A 23,817-nucleotide genomic window follows, 5' to 3' on the forward strand; every position below is an offset into this window, starting at 1 on the left:
GCGGCCAGATGCGTGGCAAGCGAATGATATCAGGCGGACGAAAGCCGATCAGAGACGCTCTCTACGTCGCAGCCTTACCAGCCATTCGTTTTGATCCGAACATGAGAGCCGTCTTCCAGCGGTTGAAGGCAAAGGGCAAACCCGGAAAGGTCGCCCTCGTCGCCGTCATGCGCAAGATGATCATCATTCTCAATGCAAGAATGCGTGATCACAATGCAACGGTGCTTGACGCGTAACACCGTTGCTTTTCTTTTGTGGCGATGAGGTCCAGCGCATGACGGCGGGCTTCTTCGTCCGCCGCGAACACATCGTCCATCGTCTCGGCGGAGCGGCCGTCATGCATGCGGTCCATGACAGTTTCGACGATTTCGGCCATGTCGAGAAAACCGATACCTCCAGCGACGAAAGCGTGAAAGGCGGTCTCCTCGGCCGCGTTGAGGGCCGCGCCTTGCAAGCCGCCGCGCTCCAGCGCCGTACGGGCGAGCCGCAGCGCCGGGAAGCGGGCTTCATCAGGTGCCTCGAAGTCGAGCCGGGCGAGTTTTGCGAAATCCAGTCGCTCGACGCTCAGATTGCCGCGTTGCGGATAGGTGAGGGCATAGGAGATGGCGGTGCGCATGTCGGGAGAACCGAGCTGCGCGATATAGGAGCCATCGATATAGCCAACCATCGAATGGATGATCGATTGCGGATGGACGATCACTTCCACCTGGTCGGGTCTGAGATCGAAGAGATATTTCGCCTCGATCATTTCCAGCCCCTTGTTGAACATCGAGGCACTGCCGATCGAGACCTTCAGCCCCATCGACCAGTTGGGATGGGCGCGGGCGATATCCGCCGTGACATTGGACATCTCCTCCCGCGACCAGGTGCGGAAGGGCCCGCCGGAGGCCGTCAGCACGATGCGTTCCACGGCCTGTTTGTGTTCACCCGTCAGGCACTGGAAAATCGCGCTGTGTTCGCTGTCGACCGGGATCAGCCTGCCACCGCCCTGTTTGATCGTGCGCAGAAAAACATCGCCCGCCGAAACGAGGCATTCCTTGTTGGCAAGTGCAACATCGGCGCCGCGCCGGGCGGCCGTCAGCGTGGGGGCGAGGCCGGGGGTGCCGGCAATCGCTGCCATGACCCAGCCGGCATCCATCGAGGCTGCCTCTTCAAGGCCGGCCTTGCCCGCTGCGGCCTTGATGCCGGTGCCTGTCAGTGCCGATTTCAGCACTTCGTATTTGTCGTCTTCCGCAGTGACTGCAAGCTGCGCGCCAAATTCCCGCGCCTGTTCCGCCAGAAGCGCGATGTTTCCCGCGCCGGTCAGAGCCATGATCTCGAACCCGTCGCGGCCGCCCAGCTGGCGCACGACATCCAGAGTATTGGTGCCGATCGAACCCGTCGAACCCAATATGGTCAGCTTGCGTGGCATTTCACTGGCATTCGTCATCTTCAGCCCGTCGGTTTTTATTTGGCAAATTTAGGCTCTACTCGCGAAAACCCGCCATAACAAGGACAAAGCCCAGGCTATTGTTTTTGTGAGGCGCAAAGCCATATGCAAGAAAATGACAAGAGGATGTTGATGCGACGTTTCGTGGTTTCCAGCGGCTGGATTTTTGCGGCAAGCCTTGTGCTGGTTCTGGTTTTCATTCCTTTCGATCCGCGCCTTTCCGAAACCGCGCAGGCACTGCCGGGCCGAATAGTCACCTTTAATCGCGCGATTACCGATTTCGGAACCTTCCGCTGGATGCTTTATTCCACGGGCGCGCTCGCCATTCTCGCTTATGTTGCCGCGCGTGTCCTGCAGGCGCAGACCTATGGCGGGCGGCTGAGAACGGCGTGGCGGCTTCTGGCTTATTTTTTCCTGACGATCGGCACGGCGAGTATTCTCGTCCATACGCTGAAATTCCTGATCGGGCGCGCGCGGCCGGAGCTTTTTCTGGAAATGGGTGCCTACAGCCTCACGCCTTTCACCGGCGACAATCTTTATGAGAGTTTCCCTTCCGGCCATTCGACGGCTGCCGGAGCGTTTTTCGGTGTTTTCGCCATGCTGATGCCGCGCTTCCGCTGGGCGTTTCTGCTGCTTGCGCTTGTCATCGGCGTGTCGCGTGTCATCGTCGGTGCGCATTATCCCAGCGATGTCGCAGCCGGGCTGCTGCTCGGCCTGTGGACGGCCATGGCCTTCGCCTTTATCTTTGCCCGGTCCGAAATGCTGTTTCGTTTCGATGCACAGGGCTGGCCGCAACCGAAGAATGCAAGCCCTGCGGCGGCTGAAATAAGATAAAGACATTTAACGGGACGGGATGGGGGCGAGAGTGATGGAAGACGCGAAAGCCGGGCATGAAAAGGACGTCAGAGCCGTTCAAGCCATACGCACCTGCGTTGCCGTGGCCGGTGGCGGACCGGCAGGCATGATGCTCGGCCTGCTGCTCGCCCGTAGCGGTATCGATGTTGTTGTCGTCGAGAAACACGGGGATTTTCTGCGCGATTTTCGCGGCGACACCATCCATCCTTCCACGCTTGAACTGATGGAACAGCTCGGTTTCATCGACGAGTTCCTAAGCCTTCCGCATACGCGTGCGCCGCGGCTGAATGCGGTTATCGGCGGTGAGCGCGTCACGATTGCGGATTTTTCCCGCCTGCCGGTCCGGCACCGTTTCATCGCCTTCATGCCGCAATGGGATTTTCTCAATTTCATCGTCGGCAAGGCAGGGCAATATGAAAATTTCCGCCTGCTGATGAATGCGCCGGTCACCGGCCTCATCGAACGGGACGGGCGCGTCGGCGGTCTCACCGTCGAAACGCCGGAAGGGGTCATCGAGATCGCTGCCGATCTGGTGGTCGGTGCGGATGGCCGTAACTCCATCGTCCGCGAAGCGGCGGGGCTCGAGGTCCAGCGCTTTGGAATTCCGACCGAGGTGCTGTGGCTGCGCCTTTCGAAACAGCCTGATGATCCGGCCGAAACCATGGGGCATGCCGGTTCGCGACAGGGTTTCGTGATGATCAACCGGAGTGATTACTGGCAATGCGGTTATGTGGTGCGCAAGGGATTTTTCGCGGACATAAAGCTGGAGGGGATCGAAGCCTTCCGGGACAGGGTCGCGGAAATCTGCCCTTTCCCACGCGAAAGGCTCGATGAGCTCAAGAGCTGGGACGATGTGCATCTCCTGACCGTCCGTATCGACCGTCTGAAGCGCTGGTGGAAACCCGGCCTGATCTGCATCGGCGATGCGGCTCATGCTATGTCACCCGTCGGCGGCGTCGGCGTCAATCTGGCCATTCAGGACGCGGTTGCCGCCGCCAATATATTGGTGCCGGTGCTGGTGTCCGGCCGGGCCATTCGTGACGACGACCTCGCCGCAATCGAAAAGCGGCGGTCCTTCCCGACCAAGGCCACGCAGTTTCTGCAGCGGATGATGCGTATCGGTCGCAAGAAAGGGCAAGAGGAAAGGGCGGAAAAACCCAAAGGCCCGCCCGCCTTCGTGCGGGCGATCATCCGATTTCCGCTTCTTTCCCACCTTACTGGCCGGCTGGTGGGATTGGGTTTCCGCCGGGAAAAGATCGAGACGCCGTGAGGGCCATCAGGACGAGCGGCCGATTTCCTGCGCATATTTCAACCCGATAACGGCTGATCCGATCAACCCCGGTTCGATGCGGCAGATGGCGGGCACGACCAGCGGGCGGTCGAAGCGTCTGAGAATGCGGGCCCTGACTGCTTCATCCAATGCGGCGAGAAGCTCCCGCGAGTTCGAAAGCCCGCCGCCCACCGGCACAATGGTCGCGCCGGTGACATTGATCACCATCGCCAGCGGCGAGGCGAGAATATCGATGAGAACATCGATGGTTCTGGCGGCTTTTACATCGCCCGCCTGCCAGGCGGCGATAATATCCTCGCTGGTCATCTCCTGCCGGTGCAGATGCGCATGCAGTTTTTCCATGCCTCGGGCGCTGCCGATGGCGTCGACACAGCCTGTGAGGCCACAGCCGCATTCGAAGCGGGGCAGCGAGACCGGCGGATTGCCGGCCGATGTCGCGGCCACGGGCCCATGGCCCCATTCGCCGGCAAAACCGCCATGGCTATTGATGAGCTTGCCATCGATCACCAGCCCACCGCCGACACCGGTTCCAAGGATGACGCCGAAAACCACGCGGTGGCCCTGACCCGAGCCGATTTCCGATTCGGCGATCACGAAACAATCCGCGTCATTCGAGACGATGACGGGAAGGTTGATGGCTTTTTCCAGTTCGTCCTTCAAGACCCGGCGATGAATGCTCGGAATATTAGCGACGGTAGCCTTGCCGGTGTCGGGATCGATGACCCCGGCAATCGACAACGATACGCAGCCGGGCGTACCTCCGCTCGCATCGATGACGGATTTGAGGCCGGCGGCGAAGTCTTCGAAACTGGTTTTCGGCGTTGGAATGCGCGGCATCGGGCGAATATCGTCCGGGGCATGGGCAATCGCGCCCTTGATGGTCGTTCCGCCAATATCGAAACAAACGATCATGGTTTAAACTCCGGAATGCGCGGCATCGTAGATTTTTTCTCCACCAATCCAGGTCGAATGCATCTGGAGGTCGGGTGTGAGCACAACGAAATCGGCATCGAAACCGGGCAGGAGTTTTCCCTTGTCCGATGCGCCGACAGCCTGTGCAGGATAGGCGGATGCCATTCTCAAAGCTTCTTCCAGCGGCGTGTCCAGCTTTTCGTGCATGAAGCGGACGCAGGAGAGCATGTCGATATCCGCCCCCGCCAGCGTGCCGTCTTCAAGCGTCAGCCGGCCGCCATTGCGATAGACACGTCTGCCATTCAGTTCGAACCCATCATCATCCGTGCCTATAGTCGACATGGCGTCGGTGACGAGGAAAATCTGGCCGGGGCCATTCTTGGCGCGTAGCGCAATGCCGATGGCGGCCGGATCGACATGGAAACCATCGGCGATCAGCCCGCAATCCAGCCCGCCGTTCGAAAGGGCTGCGCCAACCAGACCGGGTTCGCGGTGGCCAAGCGGGCTCATGGCGTTGAAAAGATGCGTCACCATGGAAGCGCCGGCCTCGGTATAGGCCGTTGCAACGTCGAGGCCGGTATCTGTATGGCCGAGACTGACCACGATGCCGGCTTTTCTCAGCGTTGCGGCCTGCTCCTCGGTCACGTTCTCAGGGGCAATGGTCGTCATCACGAAGGCAAGTTCCGCCTTGCAGCCGGTCAGAACGGCAAGATCGGCCGTCTCCATCTTGCGGATCAACGCCGGATCATGGGTGCCCTTGCGTGCGATGGAGAGATGCGGCCCTTCGAAATGCAAGCCCAGAAAGCCCGGCAGCTGCGTCTTGCCGGCGGCAATACCCGCCTTTGCCGCTTTCGAGGTTACATCCGGCCGGTCGGTAATGAGCGTGACCATCAGCGCCGTTGTGCCGAACCTGGCGTGAGCGGAACAGATGCGGGCAATGCCTTCGACATCCGGCTGATTGTTGAACATCACCCCGCCGCCGCCATTGACCTGGAGATCGATGAATCCAGGCGCGATCAGCAGTCCCTTCGCGTCGATCGCTTCGGATTCGGCTGGCACGCAGTCGGAGATGGCAGCAATATGCCCGTCGCCGACCACGAGCACCCTGCCGTCATGCCACGCGGCGCCGTCGAAAATGCGGGCGCCGACAAATGCCTTGATGCCGCTCATTGGGTTTCCGTTACCTTCTTCAATGCCACGGGTGCATCCGGGTTGAAGCCACGCGCGCGGGACAATTGTTCTATGAAGCCATAAAACGGCGCAATCAGCAGCAATGCGTCGGTCAGCGGGTGGTTGGTCTCCACGAAAGGCAGGGGCTTGGCCGGGCTGCCCTCTGTGGAGGTGACGAAAACACTCGCACCCTTATGGGCAAGACCTGCAGCGATGTCAGTGACGGAGGTTTCGGCGCGGTCGCGGGCGGCAAAGGCGATGACGGGGAATTGCGGCGCGACCAGCGAGACAGGGCCATGCATTACTTCAGCCGAGGAGTAGGCTTCGGCATGCAGCTCGCAGGTTTCCTTGCATTTCAGTGCGGCTTCCGCGGCAATGGCAAGGGCAGGGCCGCGGCCCAACATGTAAAGCGATTCTTCGCCCTTCACCGCCTCGCCGATATGGCTCCAATCGAGCGCGACGGCCTTGGCGAAATTCTGCGGCAGAGCGCTGACGGCCTTGGCAAGCAGGCTGTCTTCCGTCCATTCTGCAAGGATCGCCAGACCGGCGACGATGGAGTTGACGAAGGATTTGGTTGCTGCCACGGCTTTTTCCGGCCCCGCCTGGATATTGATGGCGTGGTCGGCCGCCTCACCCAGTGGAGAAGGCAGGGTGTTGACGAGCGAGAAGGTGAGCGCGCCGCCCTTGCGGGCGCTTTGTGCGAGCGCAACGATGTCAGGGCTCTTGCCGGATTGCGAGACGGCAAAGGCCGCTGCCCGTTCCAGCCGGAGTTTCGTCTGGTAGATGGAGGCGAGCGAGGGGCCGAGCGAGGCGACCGGCAGACCGGTCTGCAATTCGATCGCATATTTCAGGAAATGTGCGGCGTGATCGGAGGAGCCGCGGGCGATGGTGACGACGACCGCCGGGTCACGGGCCTTCAGCTTGCTGCCGGCCTCCAGGAAGTCGGTCTTGGCATTGTCCAGCAGGCGGGCGACAGCATCGGGAATCTCATCGATTTCCTGGCGCATCAGGGTTGTCATTGTTTCGTGTCCTTGGTCAATGTTTCACTCTGGACCCATCGTCAGTTCGGCGACGAGGTCATAGGCATCACTACGGTAAAGTGCGCGGGATATTTCCATGAGGCGCCCGCTTTCCAGATAGGCCATGCGCTGAACGGAAAGCGCTGCCGAGCCGAGCGGAACCCCAAGCAGCTGGGTTTCCTCATCCGTGAGATTGCGGGCCGAGATGCGCTGAATGGCGCGCACGGGGCGGATACCGTTTTTTTCAAGCTCCAGATAAAGCGAGTTTTCAACCAGTTGCGGATCGGGCAGAATATCGCCCGGCAGGCTGGTGACTTCCAGTGCGATCGGCTGGTCATTGGCAAGACGCAGGCGCGTGAGCCGCGCCACCATGGCGGATTGGGAAAGACCGAGCGCCATCATTTCATCGCCGGTGGGGTGGAACAGTCCCCTGTCCAGCCAGCGGGTGCTCGCCGTCATGCCGCGCCGGCGCATGTCCTCGGTGAAGGAGGTGAGCTTGGTCAGCGGCTGCTGCATGCGGGTGATGGGCTTGACGACAAAGGTGCCCGAACCATGCCGGCGAACGAGAAGGCCGTCGCGGACAAGATCATCCACCGCCTTGCGCACGGTGACGCGGCTTACACAGGCGCTTTCAGCAATATCGCGCTCCGGCGGCAGGGCGTCCCCATGTTTCAGGCGGCCGCCATTGATGGCGTCTTCGATTGTCTGGCGCAATTTCAGGTATAGCGGGCCGCCGCCTGATTGCAGGTCCTCCAGATTAAGCGCTGCCCCGTTCATCCATAACCTCTGTCACAATCCGATATGGCTGCTTCTGGCTATACCACAGAAGATAGGATCGGCAATACCAAAATAGAACCATTCGGGAACTTGTATTATTAATCGGAGCATTTTTCGTTCATGCGCCTCAAATTAAGGCCACATGATCGAAATTTACGCATTAACCAAAAAAATTTTCCCATCGACGGAATTGCTATAGACGATTGGCATTTTTTTGGTATTGTTTTGGCATCGGTTGCCGGTGAATAGCTGTTGCGCGTCCCGCTGGCCTGGAAGAATCGGTTTCTTATCCGCGACTTGCCAGAGTAAATCGAATTTTGCTTGACCGTTGTGAAAACTAATTTCATCATGGTTAGAAATTATCGCAGATAACTGAATAACCAACGCAGAATTGGTTGCTTTTGCGAAAATTATTTACGAGTGAGCAGGGAACAAAGTTCATGAAGGTGGGAATTATCGGACTCGGATTCCGTCTCGGTTATCTGGGCTACGTTTTTCATGAGATCGACAAGGATTTCGAGATCGTCGGTTATGTCGACCCTCATCCGGCAGGTCTGCCGGGTTTGCAGGAAAAGGGCATTTCGGCCGGCAAGGTCTATGACAGCCCGGAAGCGCTGATCGCCGGTGAAAAATTCGATCTCCTGATGATCGGCTCGCCGAACCACATGCATCTGGAGCATATCCGCATCGGCCTCGAGGCCGGTTGCACCATCTTCTCGGAAAAACCCATCGTCGTCAGCATCGAGGAAAGCCTCGAACTCGCCCGGCTGCTCAACAAACACGGCCATGAGCGGCTGCTGGTCGGTCTGGTCCTGCGTTATTCGCCGCTTTACCGCGATCTGCGCGCCGCGCAGGCCGAAGGCAAGCTGGGTGATGTCGTTTCCATCGAGGCCTCGGAGCATATCCCGCCCTATCATGGCGCATTCTTCATGCGCGACTGGCGGCGTTACGAGAATTATTCCGGCTCCTTCATGTTGGAAAAATGCTGCCACGATCTCGATCTCTATAATGGTGTGGTCGGCGCGCGGCCGCGTTTCGTATCGAGCTTCGGTGGGCGCAAAAGCTTTACGCCGGCAAATGCGCCGCAGAATGACGGCATCAACGACATGGAGGTCTATCACCGCAAGCCGAGCGGCTGGATGGGCTCCGACAGGGTCTTCGACAGCGACGGCGACATCATCGATTACCAGACGGCGATCGTCGAATATGAAAACGGTGCCTCGCTCGCCTTCCATACTAATCTCAACGTTCCCGACGATTTCCGCCGCTTCTGCGTCATCGGCGCCAAGGGCATGGCAGAGGGTGATTTCGTGCGCGGCTTCCTGAACGTTCACAATGCCCGCACCAATGAGAAGACCGTCGCCAAGACCTATTCTGCGGCGACCACGCTCTCCCAGCATTATGGTGCGGACGAGCAGATGGCCGAGGACGTCATCGCCCATATCGTCAAGGGTACGCCCTTGCCAGTTTCCGCACTCGATGCGATTGAGGCCGGCATTCTGGCGCTTGCCATGGATGAGGCGCGCCATGGCCGCAAAGTGGTCGATCTGAAACCGGTCTGGGAGGAGTATGATCTGGCGCTGCACGGTCAGCCGCATTCCCCCGCCGTGAAATCGGCTTGAGGGGGTCTGCGCGATGGATGCCAAACGCAGCGCAGTCATCTTCGCCTGGCTTCTTCTCGTCCCGGCGCTTTTATATATCACGCTTATCGTTGCTTACCCGCTGGTGGACACATTCATCCTGTCGTTCACCGATGCGTCACTCAAAAAAGTGACGAACTGGGTCGGCTTCATCAATTACGAGAAAATCTTCAACGCGACTTTTGCCGATGTCATCACGCGGACCTTTATCTGGACGTTCTTTTCCGTCTCGATAAAGATGATCATCGGTACATTTGGTGCAGTGCTGTTGAATTCCGCCGTTCCAGGCCGTGCGGTATTCCGCATCCTGACCATGCCGCCATGGATCGTGCCGATGGCTATCGGCATCTTCATGTGGGGCTGGATGTATAATGGCCAGTTCGGCATGATTTCCGGGGTATTGCAGAATCTCGGCCTGGTGGATGGCCCCGTCGCCTTCCTTGCCTATGGCAGAACCGCCTTCTGGGCGACGATCGTGACCGATGTGTGGATCGGCGTGCCGATGGTGACGCTTTATCTGCTGGCCGCCATCCAATCCATTCCGCAGGATCTCTACGAGGCGGCCTGGACGGATGGCGCAAGCCGCGCCTATCGCTTCCGCCGCATCACGCTGCCGCTGATGCTGCCGGCCATGATCACCATGTCCGTCCTGTCATTGATTTCGACGTTCAATTCCTTCGATATCATCTGGATTCTGACGCGCGGTGGTCCGAATGGCGAAACCACGACGATGATTATCGACACCTACAAGACGGCGATCGGGGCCTACAAATATGGCGAAGGTGCCGCGCGCGCCGTGCTGATCTGTATCTTCCTGTCGATCTTCACCTTCTTCTATTTCCGCATAACCCGCCGTTTCTCGCAGGAGGCCACACGATGACCGACAGACATGCGAGGATCAACCGTTACACCTGGTATGAAATGGTCGGAATCTATTGCGGTATCGCCGTATTCCTGGCCTTCGTGCTGGCGCCTTTCGTCGAAGGCTTCCTGGTATCGCTGAAGCCGCTCAGCCTGCTGTTTTCCTCACCCTACAGGTTCTGGCCGGAGAACGGTTCCTTCGAGGCCTACCGGACGATGTGGGTGAGCGTACCGGGCTTCGCGCTTTATATTTTTAATTCGTTCTTCATTGCGGGTTCCATCACCCTGATTGTGCTCGTGCTCGTCATCCCCGCCGCCTATGCCTTTGCGCGTTTCGAGTTCAAGGGAGCCGGCCTACTTCTGGGCATATTCCTGGCGGTGAAGATGTTCTCCGGCGCGGTGCTGCTCATCCCGCTGTTTCGGTTGATGCGGTCCATCGGCGTGCTGAACAGCTATTTCGCGATGATCATTCCCGGTGTTGCGTTCATCATCCCCACGGGCATTCTGCTTCTCGTGACCTATATGCGCCGTATCCCGCGGGAGCTGGAGGAAGCGGCCTATGTGGATGGGGCGAGCCGGCTTTATACGCTTCGCAGGGTGGTCTTGCCGATCGCAACGCCGGGCATTGCCGTTGTCGCGATTTCCTCCTTCATCGAAGCCTATGCTCAGCAATTCATCTACGCGCTGACCTTCAACTCGAAGACAGAATACATGCCGCTGCCGGTCGGGCTGTTTGCCTATTTCGGTCGGCAGGAAGTCGTCTGGAACGAGCTGATGGCGGCGAGCTTCGTGGGCATCGCACCGGCGATGATCGCGATCTTCCTGATGCAACGATATCTCGTCGGCGGGCTGACTGCCGGCGCGGTGAAATAAGCAATAACCGGAACGACTACCAAAACGGGAGACTAACTATGGCACTGAAACATTACGGATTGGCGCTCTGCGCTTTCGCATTTGCCGGTTCCACCGCCCTTGGCACGGTGGCGGCGCATGCCGCCGACAAGGAGATCAGCTGGATCTATTGCGGCGACAAGATGGATCCCATCCATGAAAAATACATCAAGGAATGGGAAGGCAAGAACGCTGGCTTCAAGGTCGTGCCTGAGGTCGTTGGCTGGGAACAGTGCCAGGACAAGGCCACAACGCTTGCTGCCGCCGGCACGCCTGTCGCCATGGCCTATGTCGGATCGCGCACGCTGAAGCAGTTCGCGCAGAACGATCTGATCGTTCCGGTGCCGATGACCGAGGACGAAAAGAAAACCTATTATCCCAACATCGTCGATACGGTCACCTTCGAGGATACGCAATGGGGCGTGCCGGTCGCTTTCTCGACCAAGGCGCTCTACTGGAACAAGGACCTGTTCAAGCAGGCCGGTCTCGATCCGGAAACACCGCCGAAGACCTGGGCTGAAGAGATCGCCTTTGCCAAGCAGATCAAGGAAAAGACCGGTATCGCCGGTTACGGCCTGCCTGCCAAGACCTTCGACAACACCATGCATCAGTTCATGCATTGGGTTTACACCAATAATGGCAAGGTTATCGATGGTGACAAGATCACCGTCGACAGCCCTCAGGTTCTCGAAGCTCTCAAGGCCTACAAGGACATCACGCCCTATTCCGTCGAAGGTCCGACGGCCTACGAGCAGAACGAAATCCGGGCCATCTTCCTTGATGGCAAGGTCGGCATGATCCAGGCTGGCTCGGGTGCTGCAACTCGTTTGCAGGCAACCAAGATCAACTGGGGTATTGCAACGCTTCCGCTCGGCCCTGAAGCCAAGGGTCCCGGCACGCTGCTCATCACCGACAGCCTTGCGATCTTCAAGGGAACCGGCGTGGAAGAAAAGGCGACCGAATTCGCCAAATTCATCACCTCGCCCGGCCCGCAGGGTGAATACGAGTTGCAGGGCGGCGCTGGCCTCACCCCGCTTCGTCCGTCGCCGAAGGTTGATGAGTTCATCGCCAAGGACCCCTTCTGGAAGCCGCTGATCGACGGTATCGCCTATGGTGGTCCCGAGCCGCTCTTCACCGACTACAAGGGCTTCCAGGACGTGATGATCGAGATGGTGCAGTCTGTGGTCACGGGCAAGGCTACGCCGGAAGACGCCGCGAAGAAGGCATCTGCCGCTCTCGAGCAGTACAAATAATTCCTCGTGAACACGGATGCGGGCGCAAGGCCGCCCGCATCCTCTCAATTTCGCCGCGGGAATGCCTGCGCCCCTTTTTTGGCGCTCCGTCCCCGTGTTTTTCAACGGTTCCGATCCAGCGCGGTTTTGTCCCTGTTTCGGACCATCTCTGAACGTGGCCTGATGTCGGCCGCTGACGGGAGAGGCAAGTCTTGGGTCAGCTTTATCTCAACAACGTCCGCAAGAACTATGGACATTTCGAAGTCATCAAGGGCGTTCAGCTCGACATCAGGGATGGCGAGTTCGTCGTTTTTGTCGGCCCTTCGGGATGCGGCAAATCCACATTGCTGCGCATGATCGCCGGCCTTGAGGAGATTTCCGCCGGTGACGTCGTCATTAACGGCGTGAAGGTCAATGAATTGCCGCCGGTCAAACGTGGCATCGCCATGGTGTTCCAGTCCTATGCGCTCTACCCGCATATGACGGTTTTCGAAAACATCGCTTTTCCCCTCCGGGTCGAGAAGATGGAGCAGGAGAAGATCAGGCAGAAGGTTGAGGGTGTCGCGAAAATCCTCCAGCTAGACCAGCGCCTGCAGCAGCGGCCCGGCAATCTGTCCGGTGGCCAGCGCCAGCGCGTGGCGATCGGCCGCGCCATCGTCCGCGAGCCGAAAATATTCCTGTTCGACGAGCCGCTTTCAAACCTCGATGCCGCCCTTCGCGCCGATATGCGCATCGAGCTGACCAATCTTCACAAGACGCTGAAGGCGACGATGATCTATGTCACCCACGATCAGGTGGAAGCCATGACCATGGCTGACCGAATCGTGGTGCTGAATGCCGGGGAAATCGCGCAGGTCGGCGCGCCGCTCGAGCTTTACCACAAGCCGGCGAACCTGTTCGTGGCCGGCTTCATCGGTAATCCGAAAATGAACTTCCTGAAGGTCACCTGCAAATCAGTCAGCGCCGAGGGCGTGACGGTGGCCTATGAGGGCCAGACGATCACCGTGCCGGTGGAGCCCCGTGCCGGTCTCGAGGGTAAGCAGCTGACGCTCGGCATTCGCCCGGAACATACCGGTCTCGAAGCGGCCGATCTCAACATCAAGGTCGCGCCGAGCGTGATCGAGCGGCTTGGGGTGAATACCATCGCTTACGGCGTCGCGCCGACGGGTGAGAATTATTGCGCTCTGCTTCCCGGCTCCGCGCCTGTCGTCGTGGATGAGACAATCGTCACCGGCGTCAAGGCATCGGATTGCCATCTGTTCGATGAAAGCGGCATTGCTCTCGATCGTCGCGTCGACCTGTCAGTCCTCAAGCTGATCCAGTAGGAACGGAGCCGGGCCATGCACTCTGTCGTTCCACGCCCGGCTTTTCCTGATGTGATCCGTTTTCGTCGTTTTTCGCCCGTCGTCGCGAGGCGAAAAAACAACGCCGGGCTTCCGGCCCGGCGTTCAAGACTGTCATACATGTCTGCTGGATCACGGCATGGGGTTGGGCATGTAGCCGGTAAAGCCGCTGATCTTCCAGCGGCCCTGATGCAGCCGGCAATAATAGAGCGTCTGCCACTTCATGACGTCGAAGCTGCCATCGGCCTTTCGAAGCCCGCCATCGAACTTCTTGCGCACCAGCGCGGTTTCGCCTTCCACTTCGATCTCTTCCAGCGTGGTGGTCGTGAAAATCGCATGGCGCGGGTCTTCGGAAAATTGCTGGGTTTGGAAATCCTTCGCCTGTTTCAGCCATTCGTCGCGATAGGCGGCAAGCGAGGGGAAGGACAGGCGCCAATTGTCCGGGTTCGCATCACGGTTGGCGTTGATGCCGAGGAAACCGTCCTCAACGAAATCATCCGCGACCTTCGACCAGTCGGCCGCAAGGAAAGCGTCGATATCGCGCGTCACCAGCATCTCCCAGATGGAATGGCGGGCGGTGTCGGTTTCGGGAAAGGGGTTTTTGAAGGGATCGTGCATGGCTTGGGTCCGTTGTTGAAATTATTTTCAAGATTTGGAGATTTTTCTGGTGAATATTGTTGGCATATGCTCATCTCCCAATCAACAGAGAAAATAATTTTCAAATCAAAGGTATCCGTTGTGTCGTCAAGGGGACGAAACTTGGTCGATTCATGGGTCTATGCGGTTGACGGGCGCGCTTTATTAGGGTGCATCGGCAATGGGGCCAAGCGTTAAGTTTTGGCGGAACGGAGACCGGTGAGCATGGATATTTTCGCAAGGATACAGGAAGACAAGGGGCAGTTCTCGCAATCGGAACGGCGGATCGCCGATATTCTGGTTTCGGACTTCGAATTCGCTGTCAATGCGTCGATCATCGAGCTTGCGGCCCGCGCCGAAGTCTCGCCGCCGACGGTGACGCGGTTCTGCCGTCGTGTCGGTTGCCAGAGCTTTTCGGATTTCAAGGTCAGCCTTGCCAAGACGGCCTATGTGGGTGTCCGGTATCTCACCTCTGAACCTTCCAGCACCGGCCCTTCCGATGTCGCGGAAGAGGTGTTGGCCAAGGCGCAAGAAGCACTGTTCCTGCTGCACAAGACACTCGATCCCGCGATCGCCGACGAAGCGGCGGTCAGGATCGCCAATAGCGGCATGATCTACGCCTTCGGTGCGGGCGGCAATTCCTCGATGATCGCTTCGGAAATCCAGAACCGGCTGTTCCGGCTGGGTTTGCGCGTTTCGACCAGCGCCGATCATAGCATGCAACTGATGATGACGGCCGCAGCGCGCAAGGAAGACGTGATTATCGGTTCGTCGTTTTCCGGCCGCAACATGGAACTGGTGAAGTGTTTCCGGCTGGCGCGGGAAATGGGGGTCACCACCATCGCGCTTACCCAGAGCGACACGCCTGTCGCTGCCGCTGCCGATATCGTGGTGGCGGTTAATGTGCCCGAAGGAAACAATATCTTCCGACCGACCTCGTCCCGTTACGCCTATCTGGCCGCCGTCGATATTCTCGCGACGCTTGCTGCCTATCAGCAGCGGCAGAGATCGATGGTGACGTTGCGTCACATCAAGCAGCAGCTCGTGGAGCATCGCGATCCGGATGACAAGCAATTGCTCGGTGACTGACGGCGAGGAAAAAATACGGGCAGTTTTGCCTCGGACCCCTGTGGTGGGTTGGAAAGTTTCAAGGGAGTTGTAAAGGTGATGAAGGACAGGAAAGACCAGCTCGCCATCGTAACCGGTGCGGCAGGGGATATTGGCCGGGCGATTGCTGCGGCACTTTCTGAAAGCCATGCGAAGGTGGTGCTGGTCGATATCGATGCCGGCGCGCTGTCCGATGCGCTTTCCAGGCTTTCCGGTCCGGGTTTCGTTGCGAAAACCTGTGATGTCACCGATCCGCAGGATCTTGCGCGGCTGGCCGTCGAGGTCGCGGAATTGGGCGAAGTCGCCACTCTCGTCAATAATGCCGGTGCGGCACGGGCTGTCAGCCTGCATGACACGACCGCTGAAATCTGGCGCAAGGACAATGCGCTCAATCTGGAAGCGCCGTTTCTGTGCTTCAGGGCTTTAGAGGAGGCGTTGAAGCGCACCCAGGGTTCCGTGGTCAATATCACCTCCGTCAATGGCATGGCGGTGTTCGGTCATCCGGCCTATAGCGCGGCAAAGGCCGGGCTGATCCATCTGACCAAGCTGATCGCCGTCGAATACGGCAAATTCGGCATCCGCGCCAACGCAGTTGCGCCGGGCACCGTGCGCACGCAGGCATGGGAGGCGCGGGCTGCCGCCAATCCTCAGGTCTTCGAGGAAGCCAAGCACTGGTATCCGCTGCAGCGTATCGTCAGACCCGAGGATGTGGCCAATGCGGTTGCCTTTCTGGCCGGTCCGCAGGCCGCCGCCATCAGTGGCGTGTGCCTGCCGGTTGATTGTGGGCTGACGGCGGGGCAGGCGCCGCTGGCCCGGACTTTTTCGCAATCCGAACATTACTGACCGAAACCCTCTGACGGGTTCAATGCGCAATAAGGGGAGCATCATGGCGCTCGCACAGTATCGTCTTGAAAATTCATGGCATCCGCTCGCAGAGTCCGCATCTGGCGGCTTCACCTTCACGCTTGTCAATCTATCCGGCGAACCGCTGAAGGATTTTCGCATCGTCTATACCTCGCTCACGCGAACAGTCGACAAGCCGGTGTGCGGCAACGCCATCTATCTGCGTCGCAACGCCAATTTCCATGAATTTGCCCCTTCGGCCGGTTTCGTGCTGGAGGCGGGAAAATCCTGGCGCTTCACCGTCGATGGTCTTTTGAGACCGGCCCGGCATCGCACGGACGGTGCAAAATCCGCCTATGTCAGCCTTGCCGATGGCACACATCGCGCCGTGGATGTGGGTGACCTGATGCTGGATGGGCGCCACAGCGAGCCGGCGCCGGTGCTGTTTCCCGAAGGCAAGCTCGATCTGCCCTTCGCCATCCAGCCCTGGCCGGCTGAAATCGATGCTGAGCCGGGCGAGGGCTTTCCCGTCGCACTTTTCCCGACGGAAGACGCCAGGGCGGAGGAAGTGCTTGCGGTGGAAACAGTGCTGTCGCTGTTCCGCAGGCTCTTTGCCGTCGGGCATGTGCCTTTCAGCCTTGCGCCGGTGCATGAGGGAAAACCGCTGCGTTTCAAGCAGCATAGCGGGCTCGAAGCGGAAGGTTACCACATCACGTTTTCGAACGATGCCGTCACCGTGGAATATTCGGCCGCTGCCGGCCTGCAATATGGCCTGACGGTTCTGGCGCAGCTGCTGCATGGCGCGCGCATCGATCCGAAGTTCCGTTTCCCGGCCTCCGGCACCATCAGCGATGCGCCGCGTTATAGCTGGCGCGGCTGCCATCTGGATGTTTCCCGGCAATTTTATCCGACCGATGATGTGCTGCGGCTGATCGATATTCTCGCATGGCTGCGCATGAACCGCTTCCATTGGCACCTGACGGATGACGAGGCGTGGCGTCTCGAAATCAAGGCCTATCCGCTGCTGACCACCGTCGGCGCGACGCGTGGCCCGGATGGGCCGCTTCTGCCGCAGCTCGGTAATGGTGCGGAGCCGGTTTCCGGCTATTACACGCAGGATGATGTGCGCCTGGTCGTGGCGCATGCGGCGGCGTTGAATGTCGAAATCTTGCCGGAGGTGGATATTCCCGGTCACAGTACCGCGGCTCTTGTTGCCTATCCGGAACTGACGGACGGGCAGGAGGCGCCGGACAGCTATCGCTCGGTGCAGGGGTATCCCAATAACGCGCTCAACCCGGCCATTGAGCCGACCTATGAATTCCTAGGCAAGATATTCGACGAGATGGTGGAGCTCTTCCCGTCGCGGCTCATCCATATTGGCGGCGACGAGGTTGCGGATGGCTCGTGGCTCGCCTCGCCGCTCGCCAAGGCGCTGATGGACAAGGAAGGGCTGGACGGCACCTTCGGCATTCAGTCCTATTTCATGAAGCGTATTCAGGGGATGCTGCATGAGCGTGGCCGCCAGCTTGCCGGCTGGGACGAGGTTTCCCATGGTGGCGGTGTCGATCCGGCCGGAACATTGCTGATGGCCTGGCAGAAGCCGGAAGTCGGGCTTGAGCTCGCAAAGCAGGGTTATGACGTGGTGATGACGCCGGGTCAGGCCTATTATCTCGACATGGTGCAGGACGAAGCCTGGCAGGAGCCCGGCGCAAGCTGGGCCGGAACGGTTCCGCCGTCGCATACCTATGCTTATGAGGCTGTCGGGGATTTCCCGGAGGAATTGAAGGAGCGGATGAAAGGCGTTCAGGCCTGCATCTGGTCTGAACATTTCCTCAACCGCGCCTATTTCAACCATCTGGTTTTCCCAAGGCTGCCGGCCATTGCCGAGGCGGCATGGACGCCAAAGGCGCAGAAGGACTGGCTGCGTTTTTCCGCCATCGTTCCCTTGAACCCGGTTTATTGAGGGGAAGGCGAGATGCGTATTGCCGTTGGTGGAATCCATACCGAATGCAGCACCTACTCCCCTGTTCTGATGGGGCAGGAGGATTTTCGCGTCTTCCGCGGCGCGGAGCTTCTTGAGGCCGAATATTTCAATTTCCTCGGCGAAGGCGGAGCGGAGTTATTGCCGCTTCTGCACGCCCGCGCCGTGCCGGGTGGCCCGGTGTCGCGTGCGGCCTATAACGCATTCAAACAGGAGTTCCTCGACCGCCTGAAGGCCTCTTTGCCGCTGGAAGGGCTTTATCTCGCCATGCATGGTGCGATGAATGTCGAAGGCATGGATGATGCGGAAGGCGACTGGATTTCCAGCGCCCGTGCCGTGGTCGGGCCGGATGTCGTTGTTGCTGCGAGCTATGACCTGCATGGCAATGTCAGCCAGACCATTATCGATCAGCTGGATATCTTTGCTGGCTACCGAACCGCGCCGCATATCGATGTGCGCGAGACGATGGTGCGGGCATGGACGATGCTGCTGAAGGCTCTGAAGACGGGAGAAAAGCCCGGCGTGGCCTGGGCGAAAATCCCCGTTCTGCTGCCTGGTGAAAAGACCTCCACGGAAGATGAGCCCGCCAAAAGCCTTTATGCCGTCTTGCCGGATTACGATGCGCGGCCCGGCATATGGGACGCAAATTTCATGATCGGTTACGTCTGGGCCGATGAACCCCGGGCGACGGCCTGTGCGGTGGTGACGGGAACCGACAAAGCGGCAGCAAAGGCCGTCGCCACAGAGATCGCACAATCCTACTGGAACGCCCGGCAGGATTTTCGTTTCGGGCCTGTGACGGAGCCGCTCGACGCCATCATGGATATTGTGGAAAAGACAACCACCCGACCCATCATCCTTGCCGACTCCGGCGATAACCCGACCGGCGGCGGGGTGGGTGACCGCGCTGATGTTCTTTCGGCGCTGCTTGAGCGCAACTGGCAGGGCGCTCTTCTGGGCGGCATCACCGACCGCCCGGCTGTCGAAGCCTGTTTTGCGGCAGGTGAGGGCGCGCGCCTTTCTCTGAAGATCGGCGGCAGTCTCGATCCGCAAAGCCCGTCCGTCACCGCCGAAGCTCAGGTTCTGAAACTGGACGATCCCGGCGCTGCCGATCAGCGGCAGGCGGTGGTTGTCATCGGTGGCATCACGATCATTCTGGCGGCGCGGCGCAGGCCCTATCACATGATTTCGGATTTCACCCGTCTGGGCTTCGATCCGAAGGAAGTCAGGCTGCTGGTCGTCAAGTCAGGTTATCTTTCGCCGGAGCTTGCGCCGATCGCCAATCCCAATCTCATGGGGTTGACGGAAGGGGTTATCAATCAGGATATCGAAAACCTTCCCAATCACCGCCGGTCTGGCGATTTTTATCCGTGGAAGCCGGATTTCGACTATACACCCGAACCCATCCTTTCGGCCCGCTGGCGATGACAGCGGTTCGGTAGCTTTTACCCAGCGATCCGGCCCTGCCGGATCATCTCAGGCGAATATCCATGCCGTCGGCTCTTTCCATCGTCATCAACAATCCGTCGATCCGCATCGGGGCGCTCGCCATCCTGTTTTTTGGGTTCTCGAATGCGGCGACCGCGCCCTATCAGGCGGTTATCGGCATTCGTGAAATCGGGCTGAGCAACAGCGTCTATTCGCTGTTGATGCTGTTTGCCGCCGTCATCAATGTCAGCGCCAGCGTGCTCATGGGCATCGTCGCCGACAGGCTGGGCGAATATCGCAAGCCGATGCTGCTTATCGCGCTCTTCGGTGTCAGCGGTTATATGCTGGTCTATCTGGTCGGCAACGCCACGGCTTTTGTCAGTGCCAAGCTTATTCTACTGCCGATTTTCGGGGCGATGAACTCGCTGATCTTCGCGCATGTGCGCGCCGATGCCCGCAATCTTTCAACGGGCGACATGATCGCCGTGAATTCGATCATGCGGGCCACCATCTCGCTGTCCTGGGTGTTGGTGCCCGGCATTGTCGGCATTTTTCTGGTGAATTCCGGCAATATGCTTCTGGCATTCCTGTTTTCGGGTATCTGCGCGCTCATCTGTTTTTTGCTGGTTGCTTTCTGTCTGCCACGCGCGGCCACGCCAGCGGTCGTCAATACCGAAGCGCGCTTCGGCCTCATGGCTTCCCTTGCGGAAATCGGATCGCGGCGGGTGCTTTTGCGGATCATTGCCATCGCCCTGATCTGCTCCATGCTGCATCTGAATGATTCCATTCGCTCGCTGATCATCACCGGGCAGGCAAAGGGTACGGTCGCGGATATCGGTATCGTCGCAGGCATTGTCGCCGCGCTCGAAATCGTTTTCATTCTCTTTTGGGGCTGGATCGAAAAGAAAGTGCCGCAAACGCTGACACTGGCGGCGGGTGCGGTGCTTTATGCCATCTATCTCATCCTCCAGGGGCTGGCTTCCGCGCCGTGGCACATCTATGCACAGACCGTCATCAGCGCGCTCGGCGCCGCCGCCATCATCAGCATTCCCATCACCTATCTGCAGGAGTTGATCGCCGACCGGCCGGGGCTCGGAAGCTCGCTGATCGCGGTCAATATCTTCCTCGGTGCCGGTCTCGGTGCACTGATTTTTGCCGTTGGAACCCTGGTCTCCAGCTATTCGGGAACGTCGATACTGGGTGCGATCGTCGGTCTTTGCGGTGTTTACATGCTCTACACGCTTGATGGGACCGGCCGTCGCAGGTAACGGCCACCCTGATGAAAGAGGTACCAATGATTCTCGAGATTTGCGTGGACGATGTGGCCGGTCTGGAAGCGGCTGTCAGTGGCGGGGCTGACCGGATCGAGCTTTGTGCGGCGCTGTCCGGCGGCGGCGTGACGCCATCGGCGGGGTTCATGCAGCGGGCGGCGACCTATGGACTACCTGTCAGCGTCATGATCAGGCCGCGCGCCGGGGATTTCGTATTCACGCACGACGAGGCCGATGTGATGAAACGCGATATCGATGCGGCGCGCGCCGCAGGGCTTTCCGGCGTGGTGCTCGGCGCATCGCGTGGCAATGGCTCGCTTGATATGGCTTTGCTCGAAGAATTGCGTTGTCACGCCGACGGGCTGGATGCGACGCTGCACCGGGCGTTCGATGTCGTACCGGATATGGAAGAGGCCCTGGAGGCTGCCATTTCGCTTGGTTTTCCACGCATCTTGACCTCCGGCGGCGCGCGTTCGGCACTTGAGGGTGTCGAGACGCTGGCGCGCCTATCGGAGATTGCCAGAGGCCGGATCGTCATCATGCCCGGAGCCGGCGTGCGCCCGCAAAGCGTTCAGACATTGCTGGATAGCTTTCCAATCACGGAAATCCACGCTTCCTGTTCCGCCGTCCCGTTTTTTGATCCGGAAAGCAGGGTGGCGAAGCTCGGTTTTACCGGCGCGGGGCGCAAGGCGACGGATGAGGCGGCGGTTCGTGAATTGAAGACGATCCTCAACGCTCATCATAAAGGCGACGCAGTGCTCTAGCGGTGCCTGCCGCGCCATCGAGATCAAGGTGGATATTGTCCGGTTCCGGCAGCGCCAAAGCCGCCTTGATGGCTTCGGCCATGGACTGCGCGGAGATATGTTTTTCTTCCAGCACCTGTGCCAGCCCTAGCCGCGCCAGTCGTTCCGCGCGTGCGCTCTGTTCCGTTTCGCCACCGGCTGCGAAGGGGATCAGGAGCGAGCGGCATTTGGCCTGGAGAATATCGCAAACCGTATTGTAACCCGCCTGTGAGACCGAAAGTCGCGCCCCGGCAAGCAGGCTCGCGAAATCCTTGCGGAAGCGGAAGACGGAGACATTGTCCGGCGCTTCGGCGGAAATCGCATCGAAATCCACCTGCGGCATGTTGGGGCCGGTAACGAGGCACCAGTTTTTGATGCCAGGGAGCAGCGGGGCCGCCTCAAGGGCTGCCCGGATGAGGGCTGCACCGACGGCACCGCCACCTGCGGAGACGACGATATCGAATTTTTCCGCCGGTTCCGGGGGCGGCAGCGGGGCGACGAGCCCGGTATAGACGATGCGCTGGCTGATCTCGCCGGCGAGGGGGAAAGTGTCTTCCAGTCGGGCGAAATCGGGATCACCGTGCACGAGCACCGCGTCGAAATGTTTCTTCACCAGGGAAACGGTCTCTTCGTCCCGGCCCGGCTTGGTCTTTTCCTGCAGGATATCACGCAGCGACGTCATGACGAGCGGGCGCGGTTCGCTATCCTCGATCTCGTCCAGCAGCGGCAGCAATTCGAAGCGCACCTGCCTGCGGCCGAAGGGGAAAGCCTCGATGATGACGATATCAGGCTTCGCGCCGTGATAGGCGCCGATCAGCATATCGGTTCTGAGGTTCTTGAAAATCTCGTCCACCGGCTTGCCGGAACTGTCCACAAGTCCCGAAAAGTTGCCGTCGCTGACGGCGATTGGCGGCAATTCGACATGGCGGATGCCTTCACCGGGAAAGCCCGGAACCGGTGTGCCGCCCGTGACCAGAACGACATCGAAACCATCCGCCTGCAGCGCATTGGCAACGCGGCTGGCACGGGCAATATGGCCGATGCCGAGAAGATGCTGCACGTAAAAGAAAACGGAAGGACGCTTTTCCATCTCGGTCATGGTGTCTTTTCCCACTCGGTCTCGAACAGAGCCTTCAATTCGGCGATGCTGGTGCGATGGTCGAAAGCCGTTCGAACGTGGTTTTCGGCGGCAGCGCCGAGACGGTGGCGCAATTGCGGATCGGTGATTGCGGCACGCAGCGCTTCTGCAAAGGCTGGCGGATTTTCCGACTCGGTCAGCAGGCCGTTTTCGCCGTTGACGAAGAATTCCGGGATGCCTGATATATTGGTGGAAATGCAGGTCAGCGCCTGGCTCGCGGCCTCCACCAGTACATTGGGAAGACCGTCGCGGTCGCCATCGCTGGTAATGCGGCAGGCAAGTGCGAAGAGGTCCGCCTCGCGGTAATTCTCCAGTACCTGTTTCTGGTCCATGGCGCCGGTCCAGACGATCCTGTCGGCAATGGCGAGTTCGTCGGCCAGTTTTTTCAGCGCGGAGAGTTCATCGCCACCGCCAATATGGGTGAAACGCCAATGGACGGTCCCAGGAAGCGAGGCGAGCGCCCGCAGCAGAATATCGATGCCCTTTTTCTTGACCGCGCGGCCGACACTCAGGATCCTGACCGGATCGTCAGCGGTTGACCCATCCCTTTCGGGGCGAGGTCCATCGAAATGCGGGAAACGGGTGAGATCGAGCCCGTGATAGCTCAGATGCACATTCTGCTTTGCGCCGGAGAGCGTCTGCAGGTGCTGGAAACCGCCGGCAGTGCAGGTCACGGCCCAGCGGGCGCTTTGCAGCTTGGCTGCGAGGTCGCGGTCGCTGGAGGTCCAGATGTCCTTGGCATGGGCGGAAATCGTCCAGGGCGTGCCTGTTATGAGATGGGTATAGGCGGCGACGGAGGCGGGCGTGTGGATGAAGTGAACATGCAGCCATTCGGCATCCACAGGCCATTCGTGAGCCAGTACCGCGGCCTGCCCGAAACGGCGAAAGCGGTTGCGGCTGAGATCATGCGGCAGGTCGCTGAAAAACCGGCGAAGCGCCTTGGCAAAGCCCGGCTTTTTACGGCAGGCCCATAGCGCCTTCAGAACCCGCAGGGGCTCCTCATGCAGATATTCCGGCAGATATGTGACGGGCGCGCGGATTTCATCGTGAACGGGGTGGCGCTTCTTGTCCGTCGGACGGCGCATCGACATGAGTTCGAGTTCCAGCCCGGCCTTCTCGAGCCCCAGAAGCTCCTGGGCGATGAAAGTCTCGGACAGGCGCGGATAGCCCTTGAGGAGCACCACGATTTTTTTTGTGTCGGTCACGTTGCG

General features: G+C 59.4%; 22 protein-coding genes. 14 read left to right on the plus strand and 8 right to left on the minus strand.

Annotated elements, in window-relative coordinates; genetic code table 11:
- Window positions 1-236: transposase (locus O8B93_RS23920; RefSeq protein ID WP_473774532.1), on the plus strand; the 236-nt coding region annotated here is incomplete at its 5' end.
- Here the strand turns inward: O8B93_RS23920 and dxr are convergent.
- The gene (gene dxr / locus O8B93_RS23925; RefSeq protein ID WP_269712324.1) at window positions 209-1,429 is read right to left on the minus strand and encodes a 1-deoxy-D-xylulose-5-phosphate reductoisomerase; all 1,221 of its coding nucleotides are present in this window, start codon (window positions 1,427-1,429) and stop codon (window positions 209-211) included. The genes O8B93_RS23920 and dxr overlap by 28 nt on opposite strands.
- Before the next feature lie 132 nt (window positions 1,430-1,561).
- Here dxr and O8B93_RS23930 point away from each other — a divergent pair, with 132 nt between their 5' ends.
- Together O8B93_RS23930 and O8B93_RS23935 are read left to right on the plus strand one after the other, a co-directional pair.
- Entirely contained in the window at window positions 1,562-2,263 is a 702-nt protein-coding gene (locus O8B93_RS23930) for a phosphatase PAP2 family protein (RefSeq protein ID WP_269712325.1), read from the plus strand.
- A 34-nt stretch (window positions 2,264-2,297) separates the two neighbouring features.
- Window positions 2,298-3,554: an FAD-dependent oxidoreductase gene (locus tag O8B93_RS23935; RefSeq protein ID WP_269712326.1), complete on the plus strand. Its 1,257-nt coding sequence runs from the start codon at window positions 2,298-2,300 to the stop codon at window positions 3,552-3,554.
- A 6-nt stretch (window positions 3,555-3,560) separates the two neighbouring features.
- Here the strand turns inward: O8B93_RS23935 and O8B93_RS23940 are convergent, their stop codons facing one another.
- From O8B93_RS23940 to O8B93_RS23955, 4 genes are read right to left on the minus strand one after another with little or no spacing between them, the layout of a single operon-like run.
- Window positions 3,561-4,487, minus strand: a complete 927-nt coding sequence (locus tag O8B93_RS23940) for an ROK family protein (protein ID WP_269712327.1) — start codon at window positions 4,485-4,487, stop codon at window positions 3,561-3,563.
- Window positions 4,488-4,490: 3 nt separating this feature from the next.
- Complete coding sequence (gene nagA / locus O8B93_RS23945; protein ID WP_269712328.1) at window positions 4,491-5,657, minus strand: N-acetylglucosamine-6-phosphate deacetylase; 1,167 nt, start codon at window positions 5,655-5,657, stop codon at window positions 4,491-4,493.
- Entirely contained in the window at window positions 5,654-6,676 is a 1,023-nt protein-coding gene (locus O8B93_RS23950) for an SIS domain-containing protein (protein ID WP_269712329.1), read from the minus strand. Before O8B93_RS23950 ends, nagA begins: the two co-directional genes overlap by 4 nt.
- A 24-nt stretch (window positions 6,677-6,700) precedes the next feature.
- A complete protein-coding gene (locus O8B93_RS23955; protein WP_269712330.1) occupies window positions 6,701-7,453 on the minus strand; it encodes a GntR family transcriptional regulator in 753 nt (250 codons plus the stop codon).
- A 440-nt stretch (window positions 7,454-7,893) separates the two neighbouring features.
- On the opposite strand from O8B93_RS23955, the gene O8B93_RS23960 reads away from it, so the two are divergent.
- From O8B93_RS23960 to O8B93_RS23980, 5 genes are all read left to right on the plus strand, one after another.
- Complete coding sequence (locus tag O8B93_RS23960; RefSeq protein WP_269712331.1) at window positions 7,894-9,075, plus strand: Gfo/Idh/MocA family protein; 1,182 nt, start codon at window positions 7,894-7,896, stop codon at window positions 9,073-9,075.
- A gap of 13 nt (window positions 9,076-9,088) precedes the next feature.
- The gene (locus tag O8B93_RS23965) at window positions 9,089-9,973 is read left to right on the plus strand and encodes a carbohydrate ABC transporter permease (protein WP_269712332.1); all 885 of its coding nucleotides are present in this window, start codon (window positions 9,089-9,091) and stop codon (window positions 9,971-9,973) included.
- Complete coding sequence (locus tag O8B93_RS23970; protein WP_080827164.1) at window positions 9,970-10,827, plus strand: carbohydrate ABC transporter permease; 858 nt, start codon at window positions 9,970-9,972, stop codon at window positions 10,825-10,827. Before O8B93_RS23965 ends, O8B93_RS23970 begins: the two co-directional genes overlap by 4 nt.
- 38 nt (window positions 10,828-10,865) lie before the next feature.
- Window positions 10,866-12,098, plus strand: a complete 1,233-nt coding sequence (locus O8B93_RS23975) for an ABC transporter substrate-binding protein (protein ID WP_269712333.1) — start codon at window positions 10,866-10,868, stop codon at window positions 12,096-12,098.
- 191 nt (window positions 12,099-12,289) lie between these two features.
- Window positions 12,290-13,402, plus strand: coding sequence for an ABC transporter ATP-binding protein (locus tag O8B93_RS23980; RefSeq protein WP_269712334.1), 1,113 nt, complete (start codon window positions 12,290-12,292; stop codon window positions 13,400-13,402).
- 150 nt (window positions 13,403-13,552) lie between these two features.
- Here the strand turns inward: O8B93_RS23980 and O8B93_RS23985 are convergent, their stop codons facing one another.
- On the minus strand, window positions 13,553-14,038 hold the full coding sequence (locus O8B93_RS23985; protein WP_269712335.1) for a hypothetical protein: 486 nt from the start codon (window positions 14,036-14,038) through the stop codon (window positions 13,553-13,555).
- A gap of 243 nt (window positions 14,039-14,281) precedes the next feature.
- Here O8B93_RS23985 and O8B93_RS23990 point away from each other — a divergent pair, with 243 nt between their 5' ends.
- The 6 genes from O8B93_RS23990 to O8B93_RS24015 all read left to right on the plus strand — a co-directional run bounded on the left by O8B93_RS23990 (window position 14,282) and on the right by O8B93_RS24015 (window position 21,450).
- A complete protein-coding gene (locus tag O8B93_RS23990; protein WP_269712336.1) occupies window positions 14,282-15,145 on the plus strand; it encodes a MurR/RpiR family transcriptional regulator in 864 nt (287 codons plus the stop codon).
- A 78-nt stretch (window positions 15,146-15,223) separates the two neighbouring features.
- Entirely contained in the window at window positions 15,224-16,006 is a 783-nt protein-coding gene (locus O8B93_RS23995) for an SDR family oxidoreductase (protein ID WP_269712337.1), read from the plus strand.
- 43 nt (window positions 16,007-16,049) lie between these two features.
- On the plus strand, window positions 16,050-17,969 hold the full coding sequence (locus O8B93_RS24000) for a beta-N-acetylhexosaminidase (protein ID WP_269712338.1): 1,920 nt from the start codon (window positions 16,050-16,052) through the stop codon (window positions 17,967-17,969).
- Window positions 17,970-17,981: 12 nt separating this feature from the next.
- Window positions 17,982-19,415 carry a M81 family metallopeptidase gene (locus tag O8B93_RS24005; RefSeq protein WP_269712339.1) on the plus strand — a complete coding sequence of 478 codons (1,434 nt, stop codon included), beginning with the start codon at window positions 17,982-17,984 and terminating at the stop codon, window positions 19,413-19,415.
- Between the two features lie 62 nt (window positions 19,416-19,477).
- Window positions 19,478-20,683, plus strand: coding sequence for an MFS transporter (locus O8B93_RS24010; RefSeq protein WP_269712340.1), 1,206 nt, complete (start codon window positions 19,478-19,480; stop codon window positions 20,681-20,683).
- Window positions 20,684-20,709: 26 nt separating this feature from the next.
- The gene (locus O8B93_RS24015; RefSeq protein WP_269712341.1) at window positions 20,710-21,450 is read left to right on the plus strand and encodes a copper homeostasis protein CutC; all 741 of its coding nucleotides are present in this window, start codon (window positions 20,710-20,712) and stop codon (window positions 21,448-21,450) included.
- On the opposite strand, the gene O8B93_RS24020 is transcribed toward O8B93_RS24015, so the two are convergent.
- Window positions 21,416-22,567 carry a glycosyltransferase family protein gene (locus O8B93_RS24020; protein WP_269712342.1) on the minus strand — a complete coding sequence of 384 codons (1,152 nt, stop codon included), beginning with the start codon at window positions 22,565-22,567 and terminating at the stop codon, window positions 21,416-21,418. The genes O8B93_RS24015 and O8B93_RS24020 overlap by 35 nt on opposite strands.
- Window positions 22,564-23,811 carry a glycosyltransferase family 4 protein gene (locus tag O8B93_RS24025; protein WP_269712343.1) on the minus strand — a complete coding sequence of 416 codons (1,248 nt, stop codon included), beginning with the start codon at window positions 23,809-23,811 and terminating at the stop codon, window positions 22,564-22,566. Before O8B93_RS24025 ends, O8B93_RS24020 begins: the two co-directional genes overlap by 4 nt.
- Between the last annotated feature and the right edge of the window lie 6 nt (window positions 23,812-23,817).

Origin of the sequence: Martinezella rhizogenes, from assembly GCF_027460065.1 — a bacterium.
In the GTDB taxonomy this organism is placed as follows: domain Bacteria; phylum Pseudomonadota; class Alphaproteobacteria; order Rhizobiales; family Rhizobiaceae; genus Agrobacterium; species Agrobacterium rhizogenes_C.

Coding starts and splice junctions, on each gene's coding strand:
- O8B93_RS23950 (WP_269712329.1), bottom strand. CDS start 6,676: ATGACAACCCTGATGCGCCAGGAAATCGATGAGATTCCCGATGCTGTC.
- O8B93_RS23995 (WP_269712337.1), top strand. CDS start 15,224: ATGAAGGACAGGAAAGACCAGCTCGCCATCGTAACCGGTGCGGCAGGG.
- O8B93_RS24005 (WP_269712339.1), top strand. CDS start 17,982: ATGCGTATTGCCGTTGGTGGAATCCATACCGAATGCAGCACCTACTCC.
- O8B93_RS23930 (WP_269712325.1), top strand. CDS start 1,562: ATGCGACGTTTCGTGGTTTCCAGCGGCTGGATTTTTGCGGCAAGCCTT.
- O8B93_RS24015 (WP_269712341.1), top strand. CDS start 20,710: ATGATTCTCGAGATTTGCGTGGACGATGTGGCCGGTCTGGAAGCGGCT.
- O8B93_RS23955 (WP_269712330.1), bottom strand. CDS start 7,453: ATGAACGGGGCAGCGCTTAATCTGGAGGACCTGCAATCAGGCGGCGGC.
- nagA (WP_269712328.1), bottom strand. CDS start 5,657: ATGAGCGGCATCAAGGCATTTGTCGGCGCCCGCATTTTCGACGGCGCC.
- O8B93_RS23985 (WP_269712335.1), bottom strand. CDS start 14,038: ATGCACGATCCCTTCAAAAACCCCTTTCCCGAAACCGACACCGCCCGC.
- O8B93_RS23990 (WP_269712336.1), top strand. CDS start 14,282: ATGGATATTTTCGCAAGGATACAGGAAGACAAGGGGCAGTTCTCGCAA.
- O8B93_RS23965 (WP_269712332.1), top strand. CDS start 9,089: ATGGATGCCAAACGCAGCGCAGTCATCTTCGCCTGGCTTCTTCTCGTC.
- O8B93_RS23970 (WP_080827164.1), top strand. CDS start 9,970: ATGACCGACAGACATGCGAGGATCAACCGTTACACCTGGTATGAAATG.
- O8B93_RS24000 (WP_269712338.1), top strand. CDS start 16,050: ATGGCGCTCGCACAGTATCGTCTTGAAAATTCATGGCATCCGCTCGCA.
- O8B93_RS23960 (WP_269712331.1), top strand. CDS start 7,894: ATGAAGGTGGGAATTATCGGACTCGGATTCCGTCTCGGTTATCTGGGC.
- O8B93_RS24010 (WP_269712340.1), top strand. CDS start 19,478: ATGCCGTCGGCTCTTTCCATCGTCATCAACAATCCGTCGATCCGCATC.
- O8B93_RS24020 (WP_269712342.1), bottom strand. CDS start 22,567: ATGACCGAGATGGAAAAGCGTCCTTCCGTTTTCTTTTACGTGCAGCAT.
- O8B93_RS23975 (WP_269712333.1), top strand. CDS start 10,866: ATGGCACTGAAACATTACGGATTGGCGCTCTGCGCTTTCGCATTTGCC.
- O8B93_RS23935 (WP_269712326.1), top strand. CDS start 2,298: ATGGAAGACGCGAAAGCCGGGCATGAAAAGGACGTCAGAGCCGTTCAA.
- dxr (WP_269712324.1), bottom strand. CDS start 1,429: ATGACGAATGCCAGTGAAATGCCACGCAAGCTGACCATATTGGGTTCG.
- O8B93_RS23940 (WP_269712327.1), bottom strand. CDS start 4,487: ATGATCGTTTGTTTCGATATTGGCGGAACGACCATCAAGGGCGCGATT.